This is a genomic window from Pseudomonas sp. CCC4.1, from assembly GCF_035019225.1.
Lineage (GTDB): Bacteria > Pseudomonadota > Gammaproteobacteria > Pseudomonadales > Pseudomonadaceae > Aquipseudomonas > Aquipseudomonas bubulae.
The window spans coordinates 14,358-37,172 of record NZ_JASJWL010000036.1 but is presented as its reverse complement, the minus strand read 5'-3'; the positions used below and the strand labels follow the sequence as shown (position 1 = coordinate 37,172).

Here is a 22,815-nt window from a genome sequence, read left to right as displayed (position 1 = left end):
GCTGGGGTGAGGGCAAGAGGCTTACACAGTATTACTTCTGCGTCCCGTCATCATGCAGCAGGTTAGCCTGGGTCAGGTTGCTGCCTGCCGGTACGCTGCGGGTCAACCATACGTTGCCACCAATGGTCGAACCCTGACCAATGGTGATACGCCCCAAAATCGTCGCTCCCGCATAAATCACCACATCATCCTCAACGATCGGATGACGTGGATGGCCTTTTTGCAGCTGTCCCGACTCATCCGCCGGGAACCGCTTGGCACCCAACGTCACCGCCTGATAAATCCGCACACGCTCGCCAATAATCGCAGTTTCACCAATCACCACGCCCGTGCCGTGATCGATAAAGAAACTGCGGCCAATCTGCGCGCCGGGGTGAATGTCGATCCCCGTGGCCGAATGGGCGATTTCTGCGCTGATGCGCGCCAGCAACGGTAACCCGGCACGGTACAGGTGGTGCGCCAACCGGTGATGAATCACCGCCAGAATTCCCGGGTAGCACAGCAGCACTTCATCGACGCTGCGCGCCGCCGGGTCACCGTGGTAAGCGGCCAGCACGTCAGTATCGAGAATGCTGCGCAAACCCGGCAAAGCCAGGGCAAAGTCCTGAATCAGCAAGGTCGCCGTCGCATCCACTCCCTCATCCGGCAACCCGCCCTGACGCGCGACATAACGCAACTCCAGCCGGGCCTGGGTCAGCAACGCATTGAGGGCTACGTCCAGGGTGTGGCCCACGTAGAAATCTTCGCTCTCTTCACGCAGGTCCACCGGGCCCAAACGCATCGGAAACAAAGCACCGCAAAGAGCTTCAAGAATATCGGCCATTGCAGCACGCGACGGCAGCTCGCGACCGCCCTGTTCGCCACTGACGCGGCCGTTTTGCGTACGCCACTGGTTTCGCGCCGCGCGCAGTTGGCAGACGATGGCCTGCAATTGCCAAGGATTGGAACGATCACTCACGATGAATACTCCGCACGCTGGCGGCTGGATCAACCAGCCGCGAATAGGCAATGATTTTACGGTATCAAAACGTTTGCGACTCCGGCAATCAAGCCTTAACGCCGGCGCCAGAGGCGCCAACCCACCGCGGCGCTGATCAACAGCAGCAACCCGCCCAAAATGGCCATGCTCAAGCCGTTATAGCTGAATAGCGGCTTTTCGATGCGAATGTACCCGGGCTCGGCAAATAACTCGCGCAGTGCGGCATTTGCCTGCTCCAGGTTAATGGCCTGCAACTGCCGGGCAGGGTCGGCAAAACGGCCTTCATCGTAGTCTCCCAGCGAGGCCCAGTAGTAATCAGCCAGCGCACTGCTGCCTTGCACCGTCCACGCCTGACGGGAAATGGCCGTTTGCTTGAGTCGGGCAAACACCTGCGGATCCAGCCCGTCCTTGAGCAGCCGTGACGTGAGTTGCTGCATCACCTCACGGGCCCTGGGCACGTTCTCGCGTTCAAGATCCGCATTCAGACTCAGAAAACTCACGCCGCCAAACACCTCCCGCTCAGCCCAGGGGCCGTAAGACAAGCCGTGCTTGAGCCGCAGTTCGCTGTACAGCGCCCACTCCAGATAATCACGCAGCAGGGTCCAGGTTTCATCGGATTGCCCTTCGATAACCGGTTCGGGCAGCAACCAGTGCAGGGTTGCCGTATCGCCCACCACACCGCGCACCAGCTCGCGCTCTGCGTCGGCCTTGGCATCGATGGCGGCCAGGGGACGGTGCTCGCTGGGGTCAACCGGCTCGAGGGCACCGTAGGCTCGCTCGAGATAAGCTGGCAAGAAACGGTCAAGGTCGCCGACGATAATCAGCGTCATGTTGTTGGGCGCGTACCACTTCTGGCGTACAGCCTCTAGTTGCTGGCGGGTAAGGTCATGCACTTCGGCCCGCTCGGCGCACTTCAGGCCCAATTCGACAGCCAGCTGGTTGCTGGCGCTGTGGCCCAGATCCTGACGGTCCAGCCAGCGCTGCAAGTGCGAATAATGGCCGCCGTCTTCGCGCTCGACCACCTGTTTGGCGTCGCTGATACGTTGTTCGGTCAGCTGGGTGCGGGTCAGCAACCCCAGCAGCAGGTCGAGAATCTTGCGCTGATTTTTTGCCGGGGCCTCGATCACAAAGGTGGTATCGGCGCTGCTGGTAAAAGCGTTCCATTCGCCCCCCAACGCTTGCATGCGCTCCTCCAGCCCCCCTTCACCGGTGTCGTCGATGCCGCTGAAGAGCAAATGTTCCAGCAGATGGGGCAATTGCTGATCGGCGCAGGAAAAGTCATCCATACCCACCCCCACCACCAGCCGAATAGCCACATGATCGCGATCGTTGTTGGGTTTGAGGATCAGTTGCAGACCATTGGGCAGTTGATAGCCCTCAACGCTGTAGCGATCCAGGGCAAAGCCTTGGGCAGCGCCAAGCAGCAAGCAGATAAACAGCAGGCAACGCATAAAAAATCCCTGAATTCTCGAATCCTTGAGCCCGTGCAGCTTAGTCGCTGCATAACGGCTGACAACAGCCCGACGTACAACGTTCAAGGCGAATGTTGCGTGTCGGCTGCGTCATCCAGCTCCAGGGCCCCGGTTTCAGAGGTCTCCAGCACCACGTAGGCGCTGCCGCAAAACAACGAGTTAAGGCGTTTCATGTCCGCGATCAGCTCCAGATGCATAGAACTGGTCTCGATACTTTGTGTGACTTTACGCTGCAAGCGACTTACGTGAGCGTGGGCCAAACGCCGCTCCTGGGCGCGAAAGCGGCGTTTTTCACGCAGCAATTGGCTGGCGTTCTGCGGGTCGGAATTGAGAAACACCGTCAGCCCAAGACGCAAATTATCGATTAACTGGGTTTGCAGGCCCACCAGCTCCTCCAGCCCTGTTTCTGAAAATGACCGGCGCTGGGAGGTTTTCTGCTGCTGGACTTTGCGCAGCATGCGTTCGATTACATCACTGGCAAGTTTGAGGTTGATCGCCAGTTCGATGATTTCAGCCCAGCGCCGACTGTCCTGCTCGCTTAAATCCTCCCGAGGCATTTGTGCCAGATAGAGTTTTACCGCGCTGTAGAGCACTTCGACTTCATCGCTCAACGTGCGCATTTCCGCGGTGATAGCCGTTTGCTTGCCGCGTAGAACGTCGAGCATATTGACCAACATGGTGTCGATCAGGTCGCCAATGCGCAGGGTTTCGCGCACCGCATTGGCTAGCGCCAGGCTCGGTGTATCGAGGGCGGCGGGGTCCAGGTGGCGCGGTTTGGCGACACCGTTGGTTTGCTCGCGCTCAGGCAGCAGCCAGGCGCAAATGCGCGCCATCAGGCCTACTGTCGGCAACATCAAGAAACAGCGGGCGGTGTTGTAGAGCAGATGGAAGCCGATCACCAACTCCTGGGCGCTATAGCTCAGGCTGTCCATCCAGGCCACCAGCGGGTCGAGCACGGGCATGATCAACAACAGGCCGATCAGCTTGTACAGCAGGCTGCCCAATGCCACCTGCCGGCCCGCTGCGTTCTGCATATTGGTACTGAGAAACGCCAGTATGCCGCTGCCGATATTGGCGCCAATCACCAGGCCGATGGCCACATGCAGGCTGATAACCCCCGCGCCCGCCAATGTGGCAGTCAGCAGCACGGCCGCCAGGCTTGAGTAAGACACCATGGCGAACAGGGCGCCAACCAGGGCATCGAGCAGAATATCGCCGGTCAACGAAGCAAAAATCACCTTCACGCCCTGAGCATGGGTGATGGGTGTGGCGGCTTCGACAATCAATTGCAACGCCAGGATGATCAAGCCCAGGCCAATGCCCACCCGCCCCAGTTGCCCGGCACGGGTTTGCTTGCGGGTCAAAAAGAAAATCACACCCAGAAAAATCAACAGCGGCGACAGCCACGACAGGTCGAAGGTCAGCACCCGCGCCATCAAGGCCGTACCGACATCGGCACCGAGCATGGTCGCCAGCGCGGGAGTGAGCGCCATCAGCCCCTGGCCGACAAAGGAAGTGACCAGCATGGCCGTGGCGTTGCTGCTCTGCACCATGGCGGTAACCACGATCCCCGCGACAAAGGCAAACATGCGCCTGGAGACGTTTTGCCCGATGACATGGCGCAGGTTGGTACCGTAGACCCGCAAGATGCCGGTACGGACGATATGCGTGCCCCAGATGAGCAAGGCCACGGCGGAAAGCAGATTGAGCAGGGTCAGCATGCTGGCTCCCTGTGGTAGATGTGTCTAAGGATCAGATAGCTGCGGGCCGTTCCTACAGATGTTTCTTAAGATGTAGTCGGCAATTGAGCAGAGCGCCAGCATCGCATAGCAGGGGCAGGGTTGAAAGATTAATACCTCGTAGCAGCTGCCGAGGAACGAAGGCTGCGTCCGGCTGCGCAGCAGTCGTAAAATCGGCGATTGCGGTGTGTCAGGCACACCATAGGCTCAGACTTTACGACCGCTTCGCGCTCGAACGCAGCCTTCGTTCCTCGGCAGCTGCTACGCGATTGCTGTGTTAGAGCGTACTGAACAGCGGGAATGTGCCCAGCAGCAGCGCGGCGACCATGATGCACAGGCACACCAGAATCGCCCACTTGAGGGTGAAACGCTGGTGATCGCCAAACTCGATACCGGCCAGGGCTACCAGCAGGTAGGTCGAGGGCACCAGTGGGCTGAGCAAATGCACTGGCTGGCCGACAATTGAGGCACGGGCCATTTCGGCGGCAGTGATGCCGTAGTGGCTGGCCGCTTCGGCCAATACAGGCAGTACCCCGTAGTAGAACGCATCGTTGGACATGAAGAAGGTGAAGGGCATGCTCACCAGCGCGGTGATCACCGCCAGATACGGCCCGAGCGCAGGCGGAATCACGGCCAACAGGCTTTTGGACATGGCATCGACCATCCCGGTGCCCGACAGGATGCCAGTGAAGATACCCGCGGCAAAAATCAGCCCAACCACTGCCAGGACACTGCCAGCATGGGCCGCTACACGGTCTTTTTGCTGTTGCAGGCAAGGATAGTTGACGATCATCGCGATACTGAACGCGACCATAAACAACACGGGCAGAGGCAGCAGGCCGGCAATCAGCGCGATCATCAGCGCCAGGGTCAATGCACCGTTGAACCAGATCAGTTTAGGTCGACGTGCATCCGGATACTGCGACACGCTGATTTCGCTGTGGTCGACTTCATCGCCGTGCAGGTGCAATTCGCCCAGACGCGCACGCTCGCGCTTGCCGTAGAACCAGGCGATGACCAGGATCGCTGCGCAGCCGGCGAGCATTGCCGGGATCATCGGTACAAAAATATCCGAAGGATCGACGTGCAGCGCACTGGCCGCCCGTGCTGTCGGGCCGCCCCAGGGCGTCATGTTCATCACGCCGCCGGCCAGGATGATCAGGCCGGCCATGATCCGCGGGCTCATCCCGATACGGCTGTAGAGCGGCAGCATGGCCGCCACGCAAATCATGTAGGTGGTCGCGCCGTCGCCATCCAGGGACACCACCAGCGCCAGCACCGCCGTGCCCACCGAGATTTTCAGCGGATCACCCTTGACCAGCTTGAGGATCTTGCGCACTGCCGGGTCAAACAGACCGGAGTCGATCATCAGGGCAAAGTAGAGGATGGCGAACATCAGCATCACCCCGGTAGGGGCCAGCTTGGTGATGCCTTCGAGCATCATCGGGCCGATTTTCGGGGCAAAACCGCCGAAAACGGCAAACAGGATGGGCACCAGAATCAGGGCGATCAGGGCGGAAAGACGCTTGGTCATGATCAGGTACATGAATGTAATGACCATGGCAAAGCCAAGGAAGGTCAGCATGAAAGTCACCCTTATTGTTGTAGTAAGGCGCTGACCGCGGGTTGTACGCGTGGCAGGCCAACCGGTCTGTTGCCGGTAATGACTCGATGCTAGAGAGGGAAGCTTTCAGCCAGCTTTCGCTGGCAAAAGTTCTTACAGAAGGGAGAGTTGCATAAATCCTTGCAGCAGCTGCCGAAGGTACGAGGCAGCTGCTACAAAGAGCGGGCTTTAATCCAGCTTGAGGACTTTGGCCAGGACGATTTTCGGACCTTTCATCTTTTTGATGATGATGCGCAGGCCTTCGACTTCCAGTTGTTCTTCTTCGGCCGGAACCCGCTTGAGGGTGTCGTAGATCAGGCCCGCGACGGTTTCGGCTTCAACGTGGTCAAGGTCCACACCCAGCAAGCGTTCAATCTTGAACAACGGCGTGTCGCCGCGCACCAGCAGCTTGCCAGGCTGATACGACAGAATGCCGCGCTCGGCCTTGCGGTGTTCGTCCTGGATATCACCTACCAGCACTTCCAGCACGTCCTCCATGGTCAGGTAGCCCACCACCTTGCCGTCAGCTTCTTCAACCAGGGCAAAGTGCGCGCCGCCCTTGCGGAACTGCTCAAGCAACTGACTCAGCGGCATATGCCGCGACACCCGCTCCAGCGGTCGGGTCAGTTCTTCAAGGTTGAAGGTTTCGGGCAAGTGGTCCAGGTCGGCCAGTTCCAGCAGCAGATCCTTGATGTGCAGCAAACCGACGAAGGTGTTGGTGTCGGCATCATAGACCGGGTAGCGGCTGAATTTGTGGCGACGGAACAGCGCCAGGATGTCCTTGAGCGGCGCCTTGGAATCCAGGGTCACCAGGTCTTCGCGGGAGTTGGCCCAGTCGACCACTTCCAGCTCGCCCATTTCCACGGCAGAAGCCAGCACGCGCATGCCCTGGTCGCTCGGATCCTGGCCACGGCTGGAGTGCAGGATCAGCTTGAGTTCTTCACGGCTGTAAGCGTGATCGTGATGGGCACCGGGCTCACCCTGGCCGGCAATACGCAAAATCGCGTTGGCACTGGCGTTGAGCAGGTAAATCGCCGGGTACATGGCCCAGTAGAACAGGTACAGCGGCACGGCGGTCCACAGCGACAGGGTCTCTGGCTTGCGGATGGCCCAGGACTTGGGCGCCAGCTCACCGACCACGATGTGCAGGTAGGAAATGATAAAGAAGGCGGTAAAGAACGATACGCCCTTGATCACTTCAGGCGACGAGACGCCGATGGCGCCCAGCAGCGGCTCCAGGATATGGGCGAACGCCGGCTCGCCGACCCAGCCCAGGCCCAGCGAGGCCAAGGTGATACCCAGCTGGCAGGCAGACAGGTAGGCGTCGAGCTGGTTATGCACGGTGCGCAGGATCTGCCCGCGCCAGCCGTTGTCTTCGGCTATCGCCTCAACCCGGGTGGAGCGCAATTTGACCATGGCAAATTCGGCCGCAACGAAAAAACCGTTGAGCAAAACCAGGATCAAAGCAAAAAGAATCATGCCGAAGTCGGCGAAGAGTGTCGCGAGGGTCAAGCCAGGGGAAGGGTCCATGATGGAGTTTTACGGGTTCCGTCGTTACAGATAGGGAGGTATGGCCAAACAATGTAACGGCTGATGTAGCCCTTGCCTAGTGGGAAAGGGCTACAGGGCCTAGTCAATAAGTGTCTTTGGCTGGGGTTTTGTCACCTGGCCCGGTGCGAAATGGCAGGTGAAGGTGCTGCCGTGTCCCAATACGCTGCTGATCTCCAGGCGCGCGCGGTGGCGCAGCAACACATGCTTGACGATCGCCAGGCCCAGCCCGGTGCCGCCGGTGCTGGCGTTGCGGCTGGAATCGACACGGTAGAAGCGTTCCGTCAGGCGCGGCAAATGCTTGTTGTCGATACCCACGCCCGAGTCCTGCACGCTCAAGTGGGCGCCCGCGCTGTCTGCCCACCAGCGAATGCGTACGCTGCCGCCATCGGGGGTGTATTTGACGGCGTTGAACACCAGGTTGGAGAACGCGCTGCGCAATTCGGCTTCGCTGCCCTTGAGCGCGCAATCGGCTTCCACGTCCAGGGTGATCGTCTGGTTGCGCTGACCGGACAACGCCTGGGCGTCGCTCTTGATCGAACGCAGCAAGCTGTCGATGGCCACCGGCTGGTTATCCGAGGGGTAATCCGTGGCCTCCAGCTTGGCCAGCAACAGCAGGTCGTTGAGCAGGGTCTGCATGCGTTCACCCTGTTGCTGCATTTGCGACAGGGGGCGCTTCCAGCGCGGGTTTACGTCGTCGACGTTATCGAGCAGGGTTTCAAGATAGCCACAGATCACCGTCAACGGCGTACGCAGTTCATGGGATACGTTGGCGATAAAGTCTTTGCGCATCTGCTCCAGTTGATGAATGCGCGTCACGTCGCGCACCAGCATCAGGTGTTCGTTGTTGCCGTAGCGGGTGATATAGAGCTGGATGCGCAAGTGATCGTTGACCGGCGAGGGGATATCCAGCGGTTCGCCATAATTACCTTGCTCGAAGTATTCCTTGAAGCGCGGGTGGCGTACCAGGTTGGTCACTGGCTGGCCGCTGTCCTGTGGCGTCTTGAGACCCAGCAGGGTCTCTGCGGCGAGGTTCCACCACTCCAGGTTGCCGTCACTGTCTAGCATGATCACCGCGTCCTTGAGCGCCGCCGTAGACTCTTGCACGCGATCGATCACCGCTTGCAGTCGCCCGCGTACGCGCTGGTCACGGCGCTGCAGGTGGTAGATGCTGTCGAACACCTCGCCCCACAAACCGTAGCCATCGGGCGGTGCTTCGTCGGGTTTGTGCTGGCGCAGCCACTCGTGCAGGCGCAGCAACTGCTTGAGGGTCCAGCCCAGATAGAACGCTAGGCCAATGGCCAGGCTCCAGCCGTAATAGCCACTGATCAGCCCGACCAGCAGGCAGCCAGTGACCAAAAGCAACAAATGACGGATCAGAGTGCCATGCCAGTTTTGATTCACGTCGCGCGAGTCCTTGCTTGCCGCTGGATCAGTGAGAGCCGGTATCAGGCCTTGGTGGAAAACCGGTAACCGGTACCACGCACGGTTTGTACCAGATTTTCGTAAGCCTCACCGAGCGCTTTGCGCAAGCGGCGGATATGCACGTCCACAGTGCGCTCCTCCACATACACGTTGCCGCCCCAGACCTGGTCCAGCAACTGGCCCCGGGTGTAGGCGCGCTCCTGGTGGGTCATGAAAAATTGCAGCAGGCGGTATTCAGTGGGGCCCATTTCGGCAGGGGTGCCGTCGATGGTCACGCGGTGGCTGATGGGGTCGAGCAGCAGGCCGCCGATCTCGATGGGCGATTCGGCATCGGCCGGGCCGGCGCGGCGCAGCACGGCCTTGAGGCGGGCGACCAGCTCACGGGGGGAGAATGGTTTGGTGATGTAGTCATCCGCGCCCACTTCCAGGCCCTGAATCTTGTTGTCCTCTTCACCCTTGGCCGTGAGCATGATGATGGGAATATCGCCGGTCAGCTCTTCGCGCTTGAGGCGTCGGGCCAGCTCAATGCCCGACGTACCGCCGGGCAGCATCCAGTCGAGCAGGATCAGGTCCGGTTTACGGTCCACGATAATGGCATGGGCATCCTGGGCATTATCGGCTTCAAGGCAATCGTAGCCCGCCATTTCCAGGGCCACGGCGATCATCTCGCGGATCGGCGCCTCGTCATCAACGATCAAAATGCTCCTGCCAACCATGCCGTAATCCTCTCGTCATTAAACTGTCTTGTGGCGCATTAGATAACGCAATTATTGCAGTCGTGTGACAGCTTTGGGGATGGGCGCGCGCTAACGGTTCGTGAACTACGCTTTAGTCTCAAATCGTACAACCACAAAAAGGACGATTCCAATGACATCTAGCTCGTTTTCCCTAAAGACATTGCTGCTGGCCGTAGCCTTCACCTTGCCCGGGTTGGCGTATGCGGCTGAACCGGCGATGACCAAGGACGGCATGCTCGTTGACCACAAAGGCATGACCCTCTACACCTTCGCCAAGGATGCGGGCGGCAAATCGATGTGCAATGACAAGTGCGCCGCCAACTGGCCGCCGCTGGCAGCCGAGAGCACAGCCATGGACATGGGCAAGTGGACGGCCATCAAACGCGATGACGGCCACATGCAATGGGCCTATGACGGCAAACCGCTGTACACCTTCGTGATGGACAAGAAAGCCGGTGACATGACCGGTGACGGTAAAATGGACGGGGCGTGGAAGGTGGCCAAGCCATAGGAAGATCAAAAAAACCCTCACCCTGACCCTCTCCCAATGGGAGAGGGGACTAAAAGCAAAAGCAGATGTACGCCTCACTGAAGATCGGCTCCCTCTCCCTCCGGGAGAGGGCTGGGGTGAGGGGTCTTGATCTCAGGCAAAAAAAACCTCGCCTCCCTGTCACAGGGGGCGAGGTTTTTTATGACGCTGTCTTAAACCGCGCTGGTCGACTGCGGACGACGCACGTCCGGCTGCTTCCACGATTCCGCCGCAGACTCATCGATAGCCTGCTGAATCGCCTTTTTGCGGTGCTCTTCAGCGCGGCGGCTGAAGAACCACACCATGAAGGTCACCAGTGACACTGCCAGCAAAATCAGGCTGGCCACGGCGTTGATCTCAGGTTTGACCCCCAGGCGCACCGCCGAAAACACTTCCATCGGCAAGGTCGTCGACCCCGGCCCCGACACAAAACTGGCCAGTACCAGGTCATCCAGCGACAGGGCAAAGGACATCATTGCGCCGGCCGCCAGGGAGGGCGCAATCATGGGAATGGTGATCAAAAAGAACACCTTCCACGGCTTGGCACCCAGGTCCATGGCCGCTTCTTCGATCGACAGATCCAGCTCACGCAAGCGCGACGACACCACCACCGCCACATAGGCCGAGCAGAACGTCGTGTGCGCGATCCAGATGGTCACCAGGCCACGTTCTTGCGGCCAGCCAATCATCTGCGCCATCGCCACGAACAGCAGCAACAGCGACAGACCGGTAATCACCTCTGGCATGACCAGCGGCGCCGTCACCAGGCCGCCAAACAGCGTGCGACCCTTGAAGCGGCTGATACGCGTCAGCACAAATGCCGCCAACGTACCCAGTGCCACCGCTGCAATCGCCGTGTACAGGGCGATTTCCAGCGAGCGCATCACCGAACCCATCAGTTGCGTGTTGTCCAGCAGGCCCACGTACCACTTCAACGACCAGCCGCCCCACACCGTCACCAGCTTGGAGGCGTTGAACGAGTAGATCACCAGAATCAGCATCGGCAGGTAGATGAACAACAACCCCGCGACCAACATAAAGCTAGAAAAACGGAAGCGATTCATATCTTGCCCTCCAGCTCTTTAGCCTGGCTGCGGTTGAACAGAATGATGGGCACGATCAGGATCGCCAGCATGACCACGGCAAGCGCAGACGCCACCGGCCAGTCACGGTTATTGAAGAACTCTTGCCACAGCACTTTACCGATCATCAGGGTTTCCGGGCCGCCCAGCAGTTCCGGGATCACGAACTCGCCCACCACCGGGATAAACACCAGCATGCAGCCGGCGATAATGCCGTTTTTGGACAGCGGCACGGTGATCTTCCAGAAGCTGTTGAAGGTGCTCGACCCCAGGTCTGACGCGGCTTCCAGCAAGCTGGTGTCGTGTTTCACCAGGTTGGCATACAGCGGCAGGATCATGAATGGCAGGTACGAATACACAATGCCGATATACACCGCGATATTGGTGTTGAGGATCTGCAGGGGTTCACTGATCCAGCCCATCGACATCAAGAAGCCATTGAGCAGGCCGTTGTTGCTGAGAATGCCCATCCACGCGTAGACGCGGATCAGGATCGCGGTCCAGGTCGGCATCATGATCAGCAGTACCAGCACGGTCTGCATCTCTTTGCGGGCATTGGCGATGGCATAGGCCATCGGATAACCGATCAGCAGGCACAGCAGGGTGCTGAAGAAAGCCATCTTCAGGGAGCCCAGATACGCGGCGATATACAGTTCATCGTCGCCGAGCATGGCGTAGTTGCCCAGGTTCAGCAGTACCTGGATTTTCTGGTCAACGTAGCTATAGATCTCGGTATACGGCGGAATCGCGACGTCCGCTTCGGCAAAGCTGATCTTCAGGACGATGAAGAACGGCAGCATGAAGAACAAAAACAGCCACAGGAATGGAATCCCGATGACCATATGGCGGCCACCGGGGGTTATTCGTTGCAGTCGGCGTTTGAGTTTTCGCATGTTCATGAGCGCAATACCACGCCGCTGTCGTCTTCCCACCACACGTAGACTTCGTCGTCCCAGGTCGGGCGGGCGCCACGGCGTTCGGCGTTGGCCACAAACGACTGCACCAGCTTGCCGCTCGGCAGCTCGACGTAGAACACCGAGTGCCCGCCCAGGTAAGCGATGTCATGCACCTTGCCGCGCGACCAGTTGTATTCGCAGGTCGGCTTTTCGGTGGTGACGAGCATTTTTTCCGGGCGAATCGCGTAGGTGGTGTGCTTGTCTTCCACCGAGGTGCTGACGCCGTGACCGACGTAGATGTCGTTCTCCAGCTCCGGGCACTTGATCCGCGCATAGCCTTCGGCGTCATCGACCACTTCACCGTCGAACAGGTTGACGTTGCCGATAAATTCACACACCAGGCGGCTGACCGGGGTTTCGTAAATGTCGATCGGGCTGCCGATCTGGGCAATCCAGCCCAAATGCATGATCGCAATACGCTGGGCCATGGTCATGGCCTCTTCCTGGTCGTGGGTCACCATCACGCAGGTCACGCCCACGCGCTCGATGATCTCAACCAGTTCCAGCTGCATCTGCGAACGCAGTTTTTTGTCCAATGCGCCCATTGGCTCATCCAGCAGCAGCAACTTCGGGCGCTTGGCCAGCGAACGGGCCAGGGCAACACGCTGGCGCTGGCCACCGGACAACTGATGGGGCTTGCGCTTGGCGTACTGGCTCATGTGGACCAGCTTGAGCATCTCGCCCACGCGGGCATCGATCTCGGCGGTCGACATCTTGTCCTGCTTGAGGCCGAAGGCGATGTTCTGCGCCACGGTCATATGCGGGAACAGGGCATAGGACTGGAACATCATATTGATCGGCCGCTCATAGGGCGGCAGGTCGGTGATATCAACACCGTCAAGGAAGATACGACCCTCTGTTGGGCGCTCGAAACCGGCGAGCATGCGCAGCAAAGTGGATTTGCCCGATCCCGATCCGCCGAGCAGGGCGAAGATTTCGCCCTTGTTGATTTCCAGGGACACATCGTCCACGGCAATCGTCTCGTCGAATTTCTTCGTGACCCGGTCGATTTTGACCAGCACCTGCTTAGGTGTCTGGTCGCCCTCGAGGGCTTTCTTATAGGCGCCGGAGGCAACAGCCATTACGTAACTCCCAACAAATTTAGCAGCCCGGCCTTGATGGCCGGGCCTTGGATAGGTGGTCTGGCGAGATTACTTGCCCGTCTTGACCTTGGTCCACGTACGCGTCATCAGACGCTGTATTTTCGGGGGCAGCTCGGTTGAGACGTATGTCTTGTCCAGCACCGCCTGGGTTGGGTAAACCGCTTCGTCGGTACGAATGGACTCATCCATCACCTTGTCGGCCGCCGGGTTAGGGTTGGCATAACCGACATAGTCACTGACCTGAGCGATCACTTCAGGCTTGAGCAGGTAGTTGATGAATGTGTGGGCCTCCTTGACGTTGCTGGAATCCTTGGGGATGGCCAGCATGTCAAACCACAGGGCGCCGCCTTCCTTGGGCACGATATAGGCGATGTTCACGCCTTTTTTTGCATCCTCGGCACGCGCCTTGGCCTGGAATACATCACCGGAAAAACCAATCGCAACGCAGATGTTGCCGTTGGCCAGGTCGGAGATGTATTTGGAAGAGTGGAAGTAGGTGACGTATGGACGCACCGACATCAGGACTTCTTCAGCTTTCTTGTAGTCCTTGGGGTTGGTGCTGTTGGCATCCAGGCCCAGGTAGTTGAGTACGGTAGGCAGCATTTCATCCGCCGAATCCAGGAAAGCCACGCCGCACTTGGTGAGCTTCTTCATGTTCTCGGGTTTGAACACCGCATCCCAGGAGTCGATACTGTCGACGCCCAGCACTTCTTTGACTTTATCGACGTTGTAGCCAATGCCGTTGGTGCCCCACAGGTAAGGCACGGCATATTGATTGCCCGGGTCATTGGCCTGCAGGCGCTTGAGCAGGGCCGGGTCGAGGTTGGAATAATTCGGCAACTGCGCAAGGTCGAGCTTCTGGAACGCACCCGCCTTGATCTGCTTGCCCAGGAAGTGGTTAGACGGAACGACCACGTCATAACCGGTACGCCCGGCCAGCAGTTTGCCTTCCAGGGTTTCGTTGGAATCAAAGACATCATAAATCGGCTTGATGCCGGTCGCGGCTTCAAAATCAGCCAGCGTGTTCGGCGCGATATAGTCCGACCAGTTGTAAATGTGCACCGTGGGTGCCGCTTGTACGCTGACGGCAAGCGTCAAACCAGCTCCGACCAGCAAGGTCTTGCGAAACAGAGATATAGACACGTGATGGTCCTCTAAATAGTTGGGCCTGAGTTGCCCGCGTCATACGGCAGTCGAACCGCCAAAGACAAAACCGGCGCGCAACTTACCCTCGATAAACCTGCACAGCAAAGTTTTCCGCGAATAATTGCCCTAACACCTTGTTTTTCCGACCATTGCGCCGGTTTTTGTGAAACCGGAAGGCATCAGCCCTCCGGTCTCAATCGCAGCCTTCGGCAGCGGCTACAAGGGGCGAGGCGTTATTTACCGGACTTGATTTTGGTCCAGCTGCGCGTCAGCAACCGCAGGGTGGTCGGTGGCAAATCGCTGATAGCGTAGAGCTTGGCCTTCACTTCATCGGACGGGTAAATGCTCGGGTCGCCCGAGATATCTTTATTCACCAGCGGCGTTGCAGCCTTGTTACCGTTGGGGAAACGCACGCTGTTGGTGATTTCGGCCATCACTTCAGGCTGCATCAGATAATTCATCCAGGCATAGGCGGCGTCGACGTTCTCGGCATCCTTGGGAATGGCGACCATGTCATAGAAGCTGCCGGCACCTTCTTTAGGGATCGCGTACTTGAGCTTGACCTTGTCACCGGCCTCTTTGGCGCGGGAAATGGACTGTTCAAGGTCACCCGAGTAACCCACGGCCACGCAGATGTTGCCGTTGGCCAGGTCGGAGATGTACTTGGAGGAATGGAAGTAGCCGACCGAAGGGCGAATCTTCAGGAACAGCGCTTCGGCTTCAGCCAGTTGTTTCTTGTCTTGCGAATCGGTCGGGTAGCCCAGGTAGTGCAGGGCGGCCGGGATCATTTCGGTCGGCGAGTCGAGGAAGCTTATGCCGCAGCTTTTAAGCTTGGCAGCGTTCTCCGGCTTGAACAGCACGTCCCAGGAATCGATGGTGTCCACGCCCAGCGCGGCCTTGACCTTCTCCGGGTTGTAGCCGATGCCGATGGTGCCCCACATGTACGGGAACGCATGTTTGTTGTCTTTGTCGCTGGCATCGCCAACGGCCTTGAGCAACGCCGGGTCGAGGTTTTTCCAGTTGGGCAGCTTGGACTTGTCCAGCTCCTGGTAAACCCCGGCCTTGATCTGCTTGGCCAGGAAATTGTTGGAAGGCACGACGATGTCGTAGCCGGACTTGCCCGCCAGCAGCTTGGCCTCAAGGGTCTCGTTGCTGTCGAACACGTCGTAGACCACCTTGATACCGGTCTGGTCTTCGAATTTTTTAACCGTGTCCGGTGCGATGTAATCGGACCAGTTGTAGATGTGCAGAACCTTGTCTGCTGCTTGAGCTGCCCCGGCCATCACACCCATCAAGGAGAGGGCGAGAAGGGTCTTGCCAGCTTTTTTAAAACCTGATGCCTTCATCTGTAATGCTCCAATTGTTCTTTTAAACCACCGATTCAGCGACCTGATCTCAAGGTGACTAAAGCCGGCGGCTAGTCTGGCAAGATCCGGGGCAGGCTTTCAAGGGAAGAGCCTTGATTCTTAAGGCTCTGAGCGCAATTGCCTGCTTTAAAACAGCAGTTCTCCTGCGCTCAAAGCCTAGCAGTTAACCTTGCAAAGTTTCCAAGGTCAGATCCAGGCACTTACGCGCCTTGGTCACCAGCTCGTCGATCTCGTCCTTGCTGATCACCAATGGCGGCGAGATGATCATGGTGTCACCCACGGCACGCATGATCAGACCGTTATCAAAACAGAACTGCCGGCAGATCATGCCGACACCACGGCCTTCGTAACGCTTGCGTGTGGCTTTGTCCTGTACCAGCTCAATGGCACCCAGCATGCCCACACCACGCACTTCGCCCACCAACGGGTGATCGTTCAGTTCACGCAGACGCTTTTGCAAATACGGTGCCGTTTCGGCATGCACCTTCTCGACAATTTTTTCTTCGCGCAGGATGCGGATGTTTTCCAGTGCCACGGCGGCGGCTACCGGGTGACCCGAGTAGGTGAAGCCGTGGTTGAAATCGCCGCCCTCATTCAGCACCGCCACCACTTCGTCGCGCACGATCAGGCCGCCCATCGGGATGTAGCCCGAGGTCAGGCCCTTGGCGATGGTCATCATGTCCGGCTTGAGGTCGTAGAAATCACTGCCGAACCACTCGCCGGTGCGACCAAAACCACAAATCACTTCATCGGCCACGAACAGGATGTCGTACTTGGCCAGAATTTCCTTGATGCGTGGCCAGTAGGTGGCTGGCGGCACAATCACACCGCCCGCGCCCTGGATCGGCTCGGCAATAAAGGCACCGACAGTGTCGACGCCCAGTTCGAGGATTTTTTCTTCGAGCTGATTGGCCGCCCAGATGCCGAACTCTTCCGGGGACATATCGCCCCCTTCTCCGAACCAGTACGGCTGCGGGATGTGGGTAATGCCCGGAATCGGCAAATCGCCCTGTTCGTGCATGTAGGTCATGCCGCCCAGGCTGGCACCGGCCACGGTAGAACCGTGGTAGCCGTTTTTGCGGCTGATGATGGTCTTTTTATTCGGCTGGCCCTTGATCGCCCAGTAATGGCGAACCATGCGCAGCATCGTGTCGTTGCCCTCAGAGCCTGAGCCGGTGAAGAACACATGGTTCATGCCTTCAGGTGCGATCTCGGCGATGGCTTTTGACAGTTCAAGGACCGGCGGGTGGGCGGTCATGAAAAACAGGTTGTAGTACGGCAGTTCACGCATTTGCTTGCTGGCCGCTTCAGCCAGCTCGTCACGGCCATAGCCGATGGCAACACACCACAGGCCGGCCATGCCGTCGAGAATCTTGTGGCCTTCGCTGTCCCACAGGTACACGCCCTTGGCGTGAGTGATGATGCGTGGGCCGACTTCTTTCAACTGTTTGAAGTCACTGAACGGTGCCAGGTGGTGATCGTTGCTCAGTTGTTGCCATTCGAGGGTTTGCGGGTTCTTGTTGGTCATACGGCTCTCCTTTAGTCAGTAGAGGAGGGGCGGCGCCTTCCTGGCTCGCCCCTCCAGCGTGTCAGACGGCGAACAGCAGGAATTCCCGCTCCCACGAACTGATGACGCGCTTGAAGTTTTCATGTTCGGCACGTTTGACTGCCACGTAGCCGGTGATGAACTTGGTGCCCAGGTACTTCTCGACCGTCTTGCTGTTTTCCATACGCTCCAGGGCGTCTTCAATGGTCAACGGCAAGCGCAGGTTGCGGCGCTCGTACCCACGGCCCACTACCGGCGCACTCGGGTTGATGCCTTCGACCATGCCGATGTAGCCACACAGCAGGCTGGCGGCAATGGCCAGGTACGGGTTGGCATCGGCGCCCGGCAGGCGGTTTTCGACACGACGGTTCTGCGGCCCGGCATCCGGTACGCGCAAACCCACGGTACGGTTCTCCTCGCCCCACTCCACGTTTACCGGCGCCGAGGTATCAGGCAAGAAACGGCGGAACGAGTTCACATTCGGAGCAAACAGCGGCAACAGCTCTGGAATGAACTTCTGCAGCCCGCCGATGTGGTTCAGGAACAGGTCGCTCATGGTTCCATCTTCATTGGAGAAGATGTTTTTGCCGGTGTTGATATCGATGATGCTCTGGTGCAAATGCATGGCACTGCCAGGCTCGCCGGTCATGGGTTTGGCCATGAACGTGGCGGCGACATCGTGCTTGAGCGCGGCTTCGCGCATGGTGCGCTTGAACACCAGAATCTGGTCGGCCAGGGACAGTGCGTCGCCGTGACGGAAGTTGATTTCCATCTGCGCCGTGCCGTCTTCGTGGATCAACGTGTCCAGATCCAGCTTTTGCAGTTCGCACCAGTCGTATACGTCTTCGAACAACGGGTCGAATTCGTTGGCCGCTTCAATGGAGAAGGACTGACGACCGGTTTCCGGGCGGCCGGAGCGGCCCACAGGCGGCTGCAACGGGTAATCCGGGTCGTCACTGCGCTTGGTCAGGTAAAACTCCATCTCCGGCGCCACGATCGGCTGCCAGCCATGGTCGGCGTAGAGTTTGAGGACCTTTTTAAGCACGTTGCGCGGCGACAGCTCGATCGGGTTGCCCTGCTTGTCGTAGGTGTCGTGAATCACCTGAGCAGTTGGCTCAATTGCCCACGGCACCACAAAGACTGCGTTCTGATCGGGACGGCAGACCATGTCGATGTCGGCCGGATCGAGGAGTTCGTAATAGATGTCGTCTTCGACATAGTCGCCCGTTACGGTTTGCAGCAATACGCTCTCGGGCAGGCGCATGCCCTTTTCGGCAATGAACTTGTTGGTCGGCGAGATCTTGCCGCGAGTAATCCCGGTAAGGTCGGCGATCATGCATTCGACTTCTGTGATCTTGTGGTCTTTCAACCAATCGGTGAGCTGGTCGAGGTTGTTACTCATAAATGCCTCTGGGCTGAGTGTCCTGACTTGAATAAGTCAGGCGTTTACTGACGCATCTGCGTCGCGTTGTGTTGCGCGCCGTCTGCAGGCATCTCCAAATGCCTGGAAGATGGCGAGGTAAATCGGGTTGGAGCTTACCTGCCATTCGGGGTGCCACTGAACCGCCAAAGCAAAAGCCTTGCCGTCTTTGACCGACACGGCTTCGACCAGACCGTCCGGTGCAAGGGCTTCTGCGCGTAAACCGGGGGCCAGGCGATCGATACCCTGGGTATGAATCGAGTTGACCTCGAACTCAGTGGGCAAGCCCAAAGCTGCCAACACTCCGCCCGGCTGGACGTGCATGGCGTGGCTCGGTGCATATTGCACCTCAACAGGGGCACTGGGGTCTTCGCGATGTTCGATAAAACCTTCGACTTCATGCAATTTCTGGTGAAGTGAGCCACCCAGAGCTACATTCAACTCCTGAAAGCCGCGGCAAATGCCGAGCACCGGAACGCCCGCTGCCAATGCAGCACGAATCAGCGGAAGGGTGGTGCGATCACGCTCGGGATCATGCAGCGTGTCTGGTGCGCTGGCGGGGCCGTGATACAAGTGGGGTTCAATATTGGAAGGCGACCCGGTAAAGAGCAGGCCGTCCAGACCGTCAATAATATCGGTCGGATCAATCAGTTCCGCCAGTGACGGAATGATCAGGGGCAAGCCTTTGGCGGCCACTGCAACTGCTCGCACGTACTTATCGCCAGTGATGTGATAAGGATGCAAACCGATCTGCTTGGTGCAGGCGGTGACGCCGATTAACGGCAGGCGTGACATGTAACACCCCGGTATTATTGCTGTTATGGGTTTGAATCGAGCTTAGCCTTGTTCATTTTTTTACACAACACCCCCGTAAAAAATACAACACGGCCCGCTCAAGCCTGCGGGCGCCACCCGTCAAAACAGAACAAATACGCCCCAAAAAGCGTCAAAAATGGCCTTCCGGCGCTTTTTCAGGGCAAAAAAGAGGCTGCTTGACTTCGGTATGCCGTTCGGGTTGACTGAATCCCGTAGCGCTCAATGATTGATATTTTTAACAACAAAGGTGTTGCATCATGTCGGTACCCCCGCGTGCCGTTCAGCTTAACGAAGCGAACGCGTTCCTTAAGGATCATCCTGAGGTTCTGTACGTAGACCTTCTCATTGCGGATATGAATGGTGTGGTGCGCGGCAAGCGCATCGAACGCACCAGCCTGCACAAGGTTTACGAGAAAGGCATCAACCTGCCTGCCTCTCTGTTTGCACTGGATATCAATGGCTCAACGGTGGAAAGCACCGGCCTGGGTCTGGATATCGGTGACGCAGACAGAATCTGTTATCCCATCCCCGACACCCTGTGCAACGAACCCTGGCAAAAGCGCCCTACCGCGCAACTGCTGATGACGATGCACGAACTTGAAGGTGAACCTTTCTTCGCCGACCCTCGCGAAGTACTGCGTCAAGTTGTTACCAAATTTGACGAGCTGGGCCTGACCATTTGCGCCGCTTTCGAGCTGGAGTTCTACCTGATCGACCAGGAGAACGTTAACGGTCGCCCGCAGCCGCCACGTTCGCCGATCTCCGGCAAACGCCCGCATTCGACTCAGGTTTACCTGATCGACGACCTCGATGAATACGTCGACTGCCTCCAGGACATTCTGGAAGGTGCCAAAGAGCAAGGCATCCCGGCTGACGCAATCGTTAAAGAAAGTGCCCCGGCGCAGTTCGAAGTGAACCTGCACCACGTTGCCGACCCCATCAAGGCCTGCGACTACGCGGTACTGCTCAAGCGTCTGATCAAAAACATCGCCTACGACCATGAGATGGACACCACATTCATGGCCAAGCCTTATCCGGGCCAGGCGGGCAACGGGCTACACGTTCATATTTCGATTCTGGACAAAGACGGCAAAAATATTTTTGCCAGCGAGGATCCCGAGCAGAACGCCGCATTGCGTCACGCGATCGGCGGTGTGCTCGAGACCCTACCGGCACAGATGGCGTTCCTTTGCCCCAACGTGAACTCCTACCGTCGTTTCGGCGCACAGTTCTATGTGCCCAACTCGCCGTGCTGGGGCCTGGACAACCGTACCGTGGCCATTCGCGTTCCGACCGGCTCGGCCGACTCGGTACGGATCGAACACCGGGTTGCCGGTGCCGATGCCAACCCGTATCTGTTGATGGCCTCTGTGCTGGCCGGTGTTCACCACGGTCTGACCAACAAGATCGAACCGGGCGCACCCGTCGAAGGCAACAGCTACGAGCAAAACGAGCAAAGCCTGCCGAACAACCTGCGCGATGCATTGCGTGAGCTGGATGACAGCGAAGTGATGGCCAAATATATCGACCCGAAATACATCGATATTTTTGTCGCCTGTAAAGAGAGCGAGCTGGAAGAGTTTGAACACTCCATCTCCGATCTCGAATACAACTGGTACTTGCATACCGTGTAAGCGATTGCAGTCCACGAAAAACGCCGCCGGCCTTACAGCCCGCGGCGTTTTTTCATGCTCACAGGTCTACAATGCCGGCTGCCCTTGAGGAGACGCTGATGTCCAGCCGCGCCACACCCCGAAAGCCACGCGCTCGCAGCCAGGGCCGCATCGACACGATACTTGACGCTGCCCGCAGGCTGCTGACGGCGCAGGGCGTATCCAGCCTGTCGATTTACAACGTGGCAGAGCACGCACAAATCCCGCCGTCGTCGGTCTATCACTTTTTCGCGGGCGTACCCGCGCTCCTTGAGGCGCTGACCGGTGATATTCACGCAGCCTTCCGCGCCTGTCTGCAGGCGCCGATCGAGCATGATGCGTTGAAAGACTGGCGTGATCTTTCGCACATTGTTGAACACCGGATGCTGACGATCTACAACGAAGATGCAGCCGCCCGGCAGTTAATTCTCGCCCAGCATGGCCTTACCGAAGTCACACAAGCCGACCGCCAGCACGACCTTGAGCTGGGGCAATTGATGCACGCGCTGTTTATGCGCCACTTTGAATTGCCAGCACTGCCACAGGACGTGGACGTGTTTGCCCTGGCGATGGAGCTGGGCGACCGCGTGTATGCACGCTCCATCCAGCTGCACGACAGCATCACCCCGCGTATGGCCGAAGAAGGCATGCGCGTGGTGGATGCTTATCTGGGGTTGTATTTGCCGCCGTTTTTGCCGAAACGCAAGAGCCCGACGGTAAACCTGTAGATACTCTGTTGCAGGTCAAGCCCTATTGTGGGAGCGAGCAGGCTCGCTCCCACAGTTGCAGTGTTCATGCCGCTGCGCTCGTCAGCGGCTACACGTCATCCCGCGCTCATCAGAACGGAGCATCACCCAAAATCGTTGCACGGTGCATCACACGGCGGTTCGGACGGTAATCGTCCACGGCGTAATGCTGGGTTACGCGGTTATCCCAAAACGCCACATCGTTCTCCTGCCAGCGCCAGCGAATGGTGTATTCCGGGCGGGTGGCATGGGCAAACAGCAACTTCAGGATCGCTTCGCTCTCTGCTTCAGACAGTTCATTGATGCGCGTGGTGAAACCTTCGTTGACGAACAACGACTTGCGCCCGCTTACCGGGTGGGTGCGGATTACCGGGTGCGACAGCGGCGGGTTATTTTTGCGGGTCTGTTCCCAGCGTGCCAAATCTTCCGGGGTCGAACCAAAGCGCTCCAGCGGGAATGACTTGGTGAAATCGTGGGTTGCGGTCAGTCCATCGAGCAGCACCTGCAACGGTTTCGACAACCCTTCAAAAGCGGCAATACCGGCTGCCCACAAAGTGTCACCACCAAAAGCCGGCAGTTGCTTGGCACTCAATACCGCGCCCATGGCCGGGGTTGGCAAAAAGGTCACGTCGGTGTGCCATACCGCGTTGTCACGCACGTCGGTCACGGCGGTGTCCAGCACCAGCACTTCCGGCTGGCCAGGCACGTTGGGGTAGATCGGGTGAATATGCAGGTCGCCAAAATTGGCGGCAAAACGGGCCTGCTGCTGCGGTGTAATCGACTGGTTCTTGAAAAACACCACATGATGCTCAAGCAAGGCTTGCTCGATGGCATCACGGTGCTCAAGGCTCAGCGGTTGAGTCAGGTCGACACCCTCAATCTGGGCGCCCAGGGCAGAGCTAATCGGGGTAATGGTCAGGCTCATGATCTCTCTCTTAATCAGCGCGCC

The 22,815-nt window shown here is 58.3% G+C and carries 19 protein-coding genes; 3 read left to right on the top strand and 16 right to left on the bottom strand.

Going from position 1 to position 22,815, the window contains the following annotated elements; all coding sequences use genetic code 11:
* Window positions 1–31: 31 nt before the first annotated feature.
* From epsC to phoB, 7 genes are all read right to left on the bottom strand, one after another.
* Entirely contained in the window at window positions 32–958 is a 927-nt protein-coding gene (gene epsC, locus QN377_RS15020) for a serine O-acetyltransferase EpsC (RefSeq protein ID WP_094999627.1), read from the bottom strand.
* Between the two features lie 95 nt (window positions 959–1,053).
* Window positions 1,054–2,430 (bottom strand): M16 family metallopeptidase, encoded by a 1,377-nt coding sequence (locus QN377_RS15015; protein ID WP_095017908.1) that lies wholly within the window; start codon window positions 2,428–2,430, stop codon window positions 1,054–1,056.
* Between the two features lie 83 nt (window positions 2,431–2,513).
* Window positions 2,514–4,172, bottom strand: coding sequence for a Na/Pi cotransporter family protein (locus tag QN377_RS15010; protein ID WP_095017909.1), 1,659 nt, complete (start codon window positions 4,170–4,172; stop codon window positions 2,514–2,516).
* Between the two features lie 295 nt (window positions 4,173–4,467).
* A complete protein-coding gene (locus QN377_RS15005; RefSeq protein WP_094999624.1) occupies window positions 4,468–5,775 on the bottom strand; it encodes a CitMHS family transporter in 1,308 nt (435 codons plus the stop codon).
* 207 nt (window positions 5,776–5,982) lie between these two features.
* Window positions 5,983–7,323 carry a hemolysin family protein gene (locus QN377_RS15000; RefSeq protein WP_094999623.1) on the bottom strand — a complete coding sequence of 447 codons (1,341 nt, stop codon included), beginning with the start codon at window positions 7,321–7,323 and terminating at the stop codon, window positions 5,983–5,985.
* Window positions 7,324–7,422: 99 nt separating this feature from the next.
* Complete coding sequence (gene phoR / locus QN377_RS14995) at window positions 7,423–8,745, bottom strand: phosphate regulon sensor histidine kinase PhoR (RefSeq protein ID WP_094999622.1); 1,323 nt, start codon at window positions 8,743–8,745, stop codon at window positions 7,423–7,425.
* Window positions 8,746–8,789: 44 nt separating this feature from the next.
* On the bottom strand, window positions 8,790–9,482 hold the full coding sequence (gene phoB, locus QN377_RS14990) for a phosphate regulon transcriptional regulator PhoB (RefSeq protein WP_094999621.1): 693 nt from the start codon (window positions 9,480–9,482) through the stop codon (window positions 8,790–8,792).
* Window positions 9,483–9,633: 151 nt separating this feature from the next.
* Here phoB and QN377_RS14985 point away from each other — a divergent pair, with 151 nt between their 5' ends.
* Window positions 9,634–10,014 (top strand): hypothetical protein, encoded by a 381-nt coding sequence (locus tag QN377_RS14985; protein ID WP_094999620.1) that lies wholly within the window; start codon window positions 9,634–9,636, stop codon window positions 10,012–10,014.
* 191 nt (window positions 10,015–10,205) lie between these two features.
* Here QN377_RS14985 and QN377_RS14980 read toward each other — a convergent pair whose 3' ends face one another.
* The 8 genes from QN377_RS14980 to QN377_RS14945 form a co-directional block, all read right to left on the bottom strand.
* The gene (locus tag QN377_RS14980) at window positions 10,206–11,096 is read right to left on the bottom strand and encodes an ABC transporter permease subunit (protein WP_016782811.1); all 891 of its coding nucleotides are present in this window, start codon (window positions 11,094–11,096) and stop codon (window positions 10,206–10,208) included.
* Window positions 11,093–12,013, bottom strand: coding sequence for an ABC transporter permease subunit (locus QN377_RS14975; protein WP_029611643.1), 921 nt, complete (start codon window positions 12,011–12,013; stop codon window positions 11,093–11,095). Before QN377_RS14975 ends, QN377_RS14980 begins: the two co-directional genes overlap by 4 nt.
* Window positions 12,010–13,152, bottom strand: coding sequence for an ABC transporter ATP-binding protein (locus QN377_RS14970; protein WP_094999618.1), 1,143 nt, complete (start codon window positions 13,150–13,152; stop codon window positions 12,010–12,012). The genes QN377_RS14975 and QN377_RS14970 overlap by 4 nt, the downstream gene beginning before the upstream one ends.
* A gap of 69 nt (window positions 13,153–13,221) precedes the next feature.
* Window positions 13,222–14,316 carry a polyamine ABC transporter substrate-binding protein gene (locus tag QN377_RS14965; protein ID WP_094999617.1) on the bottom strand — a complete coding sequence of 365 codons (1,095 nt, stop codon included), beginning with the start codon at window positions 14,314–14,316 and terminating at the stop codon, window positions 13,222–13,224.
* A gap of 236 nt (window positions 14,317–14,552) precedes the next feature.
* Entirely contained in the window at window positions 14,553–15,665 is a 1,113-nt protein-coding gene (locus tag QN377_RS14960) for a polyamine ABC transporter substrate-binding protein (protein WP_095017910.1), read from the bottom strand.
* 184 nt (window positions 15,666–15,849) lie between these two features.
* The gene (locus QN377_RS14955) at window positions 15,850–17,214 is read right to left on the bottom strand and encodes an aspartate aminotransferase family protein (protein WP_094999615.1); all 1,365 of its coding nucleotides are present in this window, start codon (window positions 17,212–17,214) and stop codon (window positions 15,850–15,852) included.
* A 61-nt stretch (window positions 17,215–17,275) separates the two neighbouring features.
* Window positions 17,276–18,634 carry a glutamine synthetase family protein gene (locus QN377_RS14950; protein ID WP_094999614.1) on the bottom strand — a complete coding sequence of 453 codons (1,359 nt, stop codon included), beginning with the start codon at window positions 18,632–18,634 and terminating at the stop codon, window positions 17,276–17,278.
* Between the two features lie 36 nt (window positions 18,635–18,670).
* Complete coding sequence (locus QN377_RS14945; RefSeq protein WP_095017911.1) at window positions 18,671–19,447, bottom strand: gamma-glutamyl-gamma-aminobutyrate hydrolase family protein; 777 nt, start codon at window positions 19,445–19,447, stop codon at window positions 18,671–18,673.
* Window positions 19,448–19,725: 278 nt separating this feature from the next.
* Here QN377_RS14945 and QN377_RS14940 point away from each other — a divergent pair, with 278 nt between their 5' ends.
* The gene (locus QN377_RS14940) at window positions 19,726–21,102 is read left to right on the top strand and encodes a glutamine synthetase family protein (protein WP_094999612.1); all 1,377 of its coding nucleotides are present in this window, start codon (window positions 19,726–19,728) and stop codon (window positions 21,100–21,102) included.
* A gap of 98 nt (window positions 21,103–21,200) precedes the next feature.
* A complete protein-coding gene (locus QN377_RS14935; protein ID WP_095017912.1) occupies window positions 21,201–21,848 on the top strand; it encodes a TetR/AcrR family transcriptional regulator in 648 nt (215 codons plus the stop codon).
* A gap of 109 nt (window positions 21,849–21,957) precedes the next feature.
* On the opposite strand, the gene tauD is transcribed toward QN377_RS14935, so the two are convergent.
* Complete coding sequence (tauD, locus tag QN377_RS14930) at window positions 21,958–22,791, bottom strand: taurine dioxygenase (RefSeq protein ID WP_095017913.1); 834 nt, start codon at window positions 22,789–22,791, stop codon at window positions 21,958–21,960.
* Between the last annotated feature and the right edge of the window lie 24 nt (window positions 22,792–22,815).

Coding starts and splice junctions, on each gene's coding strand:
- QN377_RS15015 (WP_095017908.1), bottom strand. CDS start 2,430: ATGCGTTGCCTGCTGTTTATCTGCTTGCTGCTTGGCGCTGCCCAAGGC.
- QN377_RS15010 (WP_095017909.1), bottom strand. CDS start 4,172: ATGCTGACCCTGCTCAATCTGCTTTCCGCCGTGGCCTTGCTCATCTGG.
- QN377_RS15005 (WP_094999624.1), bottom strand. CDS start 5,775: ATGCTGACCTTCCTTGGCTTTGCCATGGTCATTACATTCATGTACCTG.
- QN377_RS15000 (WP_094999623.1), bottom strand. CDS start 7,323: ATGGACCCTTCCCCTGGCTTGACCCTCGCGACACTCTTCGCCGACTTC.
- phoB (WP_094999621.1), bottom strand. CDS start 9,482: ATGGTTGGCAGGAGCATTTTGATCGTTGATGACGAGGCGCCGATCCGC.
- QN377_RS14985 (WP_094999620.1), top strand. CDS start 9,634: ATGACATCTAGCTCGTTTTCCCTAAAGACATTGCTGCTGGCCGTAGCC.
- QN377_RS14980 (WP_016782811.1), bottom strand. CDS start 11,096: ATGAATCGCTTCCGTTTTTCTAGCTTTATGTTGGTCGCGGGGTTGTTG.
- QN377_RS14975 (WP_029611643.1), bottom strand. CDS start 12,013: ATGAACATGCGAAAACTCAAACGCCGACTGCAACGAATAACCCCCGGT.
- QN377_RS14970 (WP_094999618.1), bottom strand. CDS start 13,152: ATGGCTGTTGCCTCCGGCGCCTATAAGAAAGCCCTCGAGGGCGACCAG.
- QN377_RS14960 (WP_095017910.1), bottom strand. CDS start 15,665: ATGAAGGCATCAGGTTTTAAAAAAGCTGGCAAGACCCTTCTCGCCCTC.
- QN377_RS14955 (WP_094999615.1), bottom strand. CDS start 17,214: ATGACCAACAAGAACCCGCAAACCCTCGAATGGCAACAACTGAGCAAC.
- QN377_RS14950 (WP_094999614.1), bottom strand. CDS start 18,634: ATGAGTAACAACCTCGACCAGCTCACCGATTGGTTGAAAGACCACAAG.
- QN377_RS14945 (WP_095017911.1), bottom strand. CDS start 19,447: ATGTCACGCCTGCCGTTAATCGGCGTCACCGCCTGCACCAAGCAGATC.
- QN377_RS14940 (WP_094999612.1), top strand. CDS start 19,726: ATGTCGGTACCCCCGCGTGCCGTTCAGCTTAACGAAGCGAACGCGTTC.
- QN377_RS14935 (WP_095017912.1), top strand. CDS start 21,201: ATGTCCAGCCGCGCCACACCCCGAAAGCCACGCGCTCGCAGCCAGGGC.
- tauD (WP_095017913.1), bottom strand. CDS start 22,791: ATGAGCCTGACCATTACCCCGATTAGCTCTGCCCTGGGCGCCCAGATT.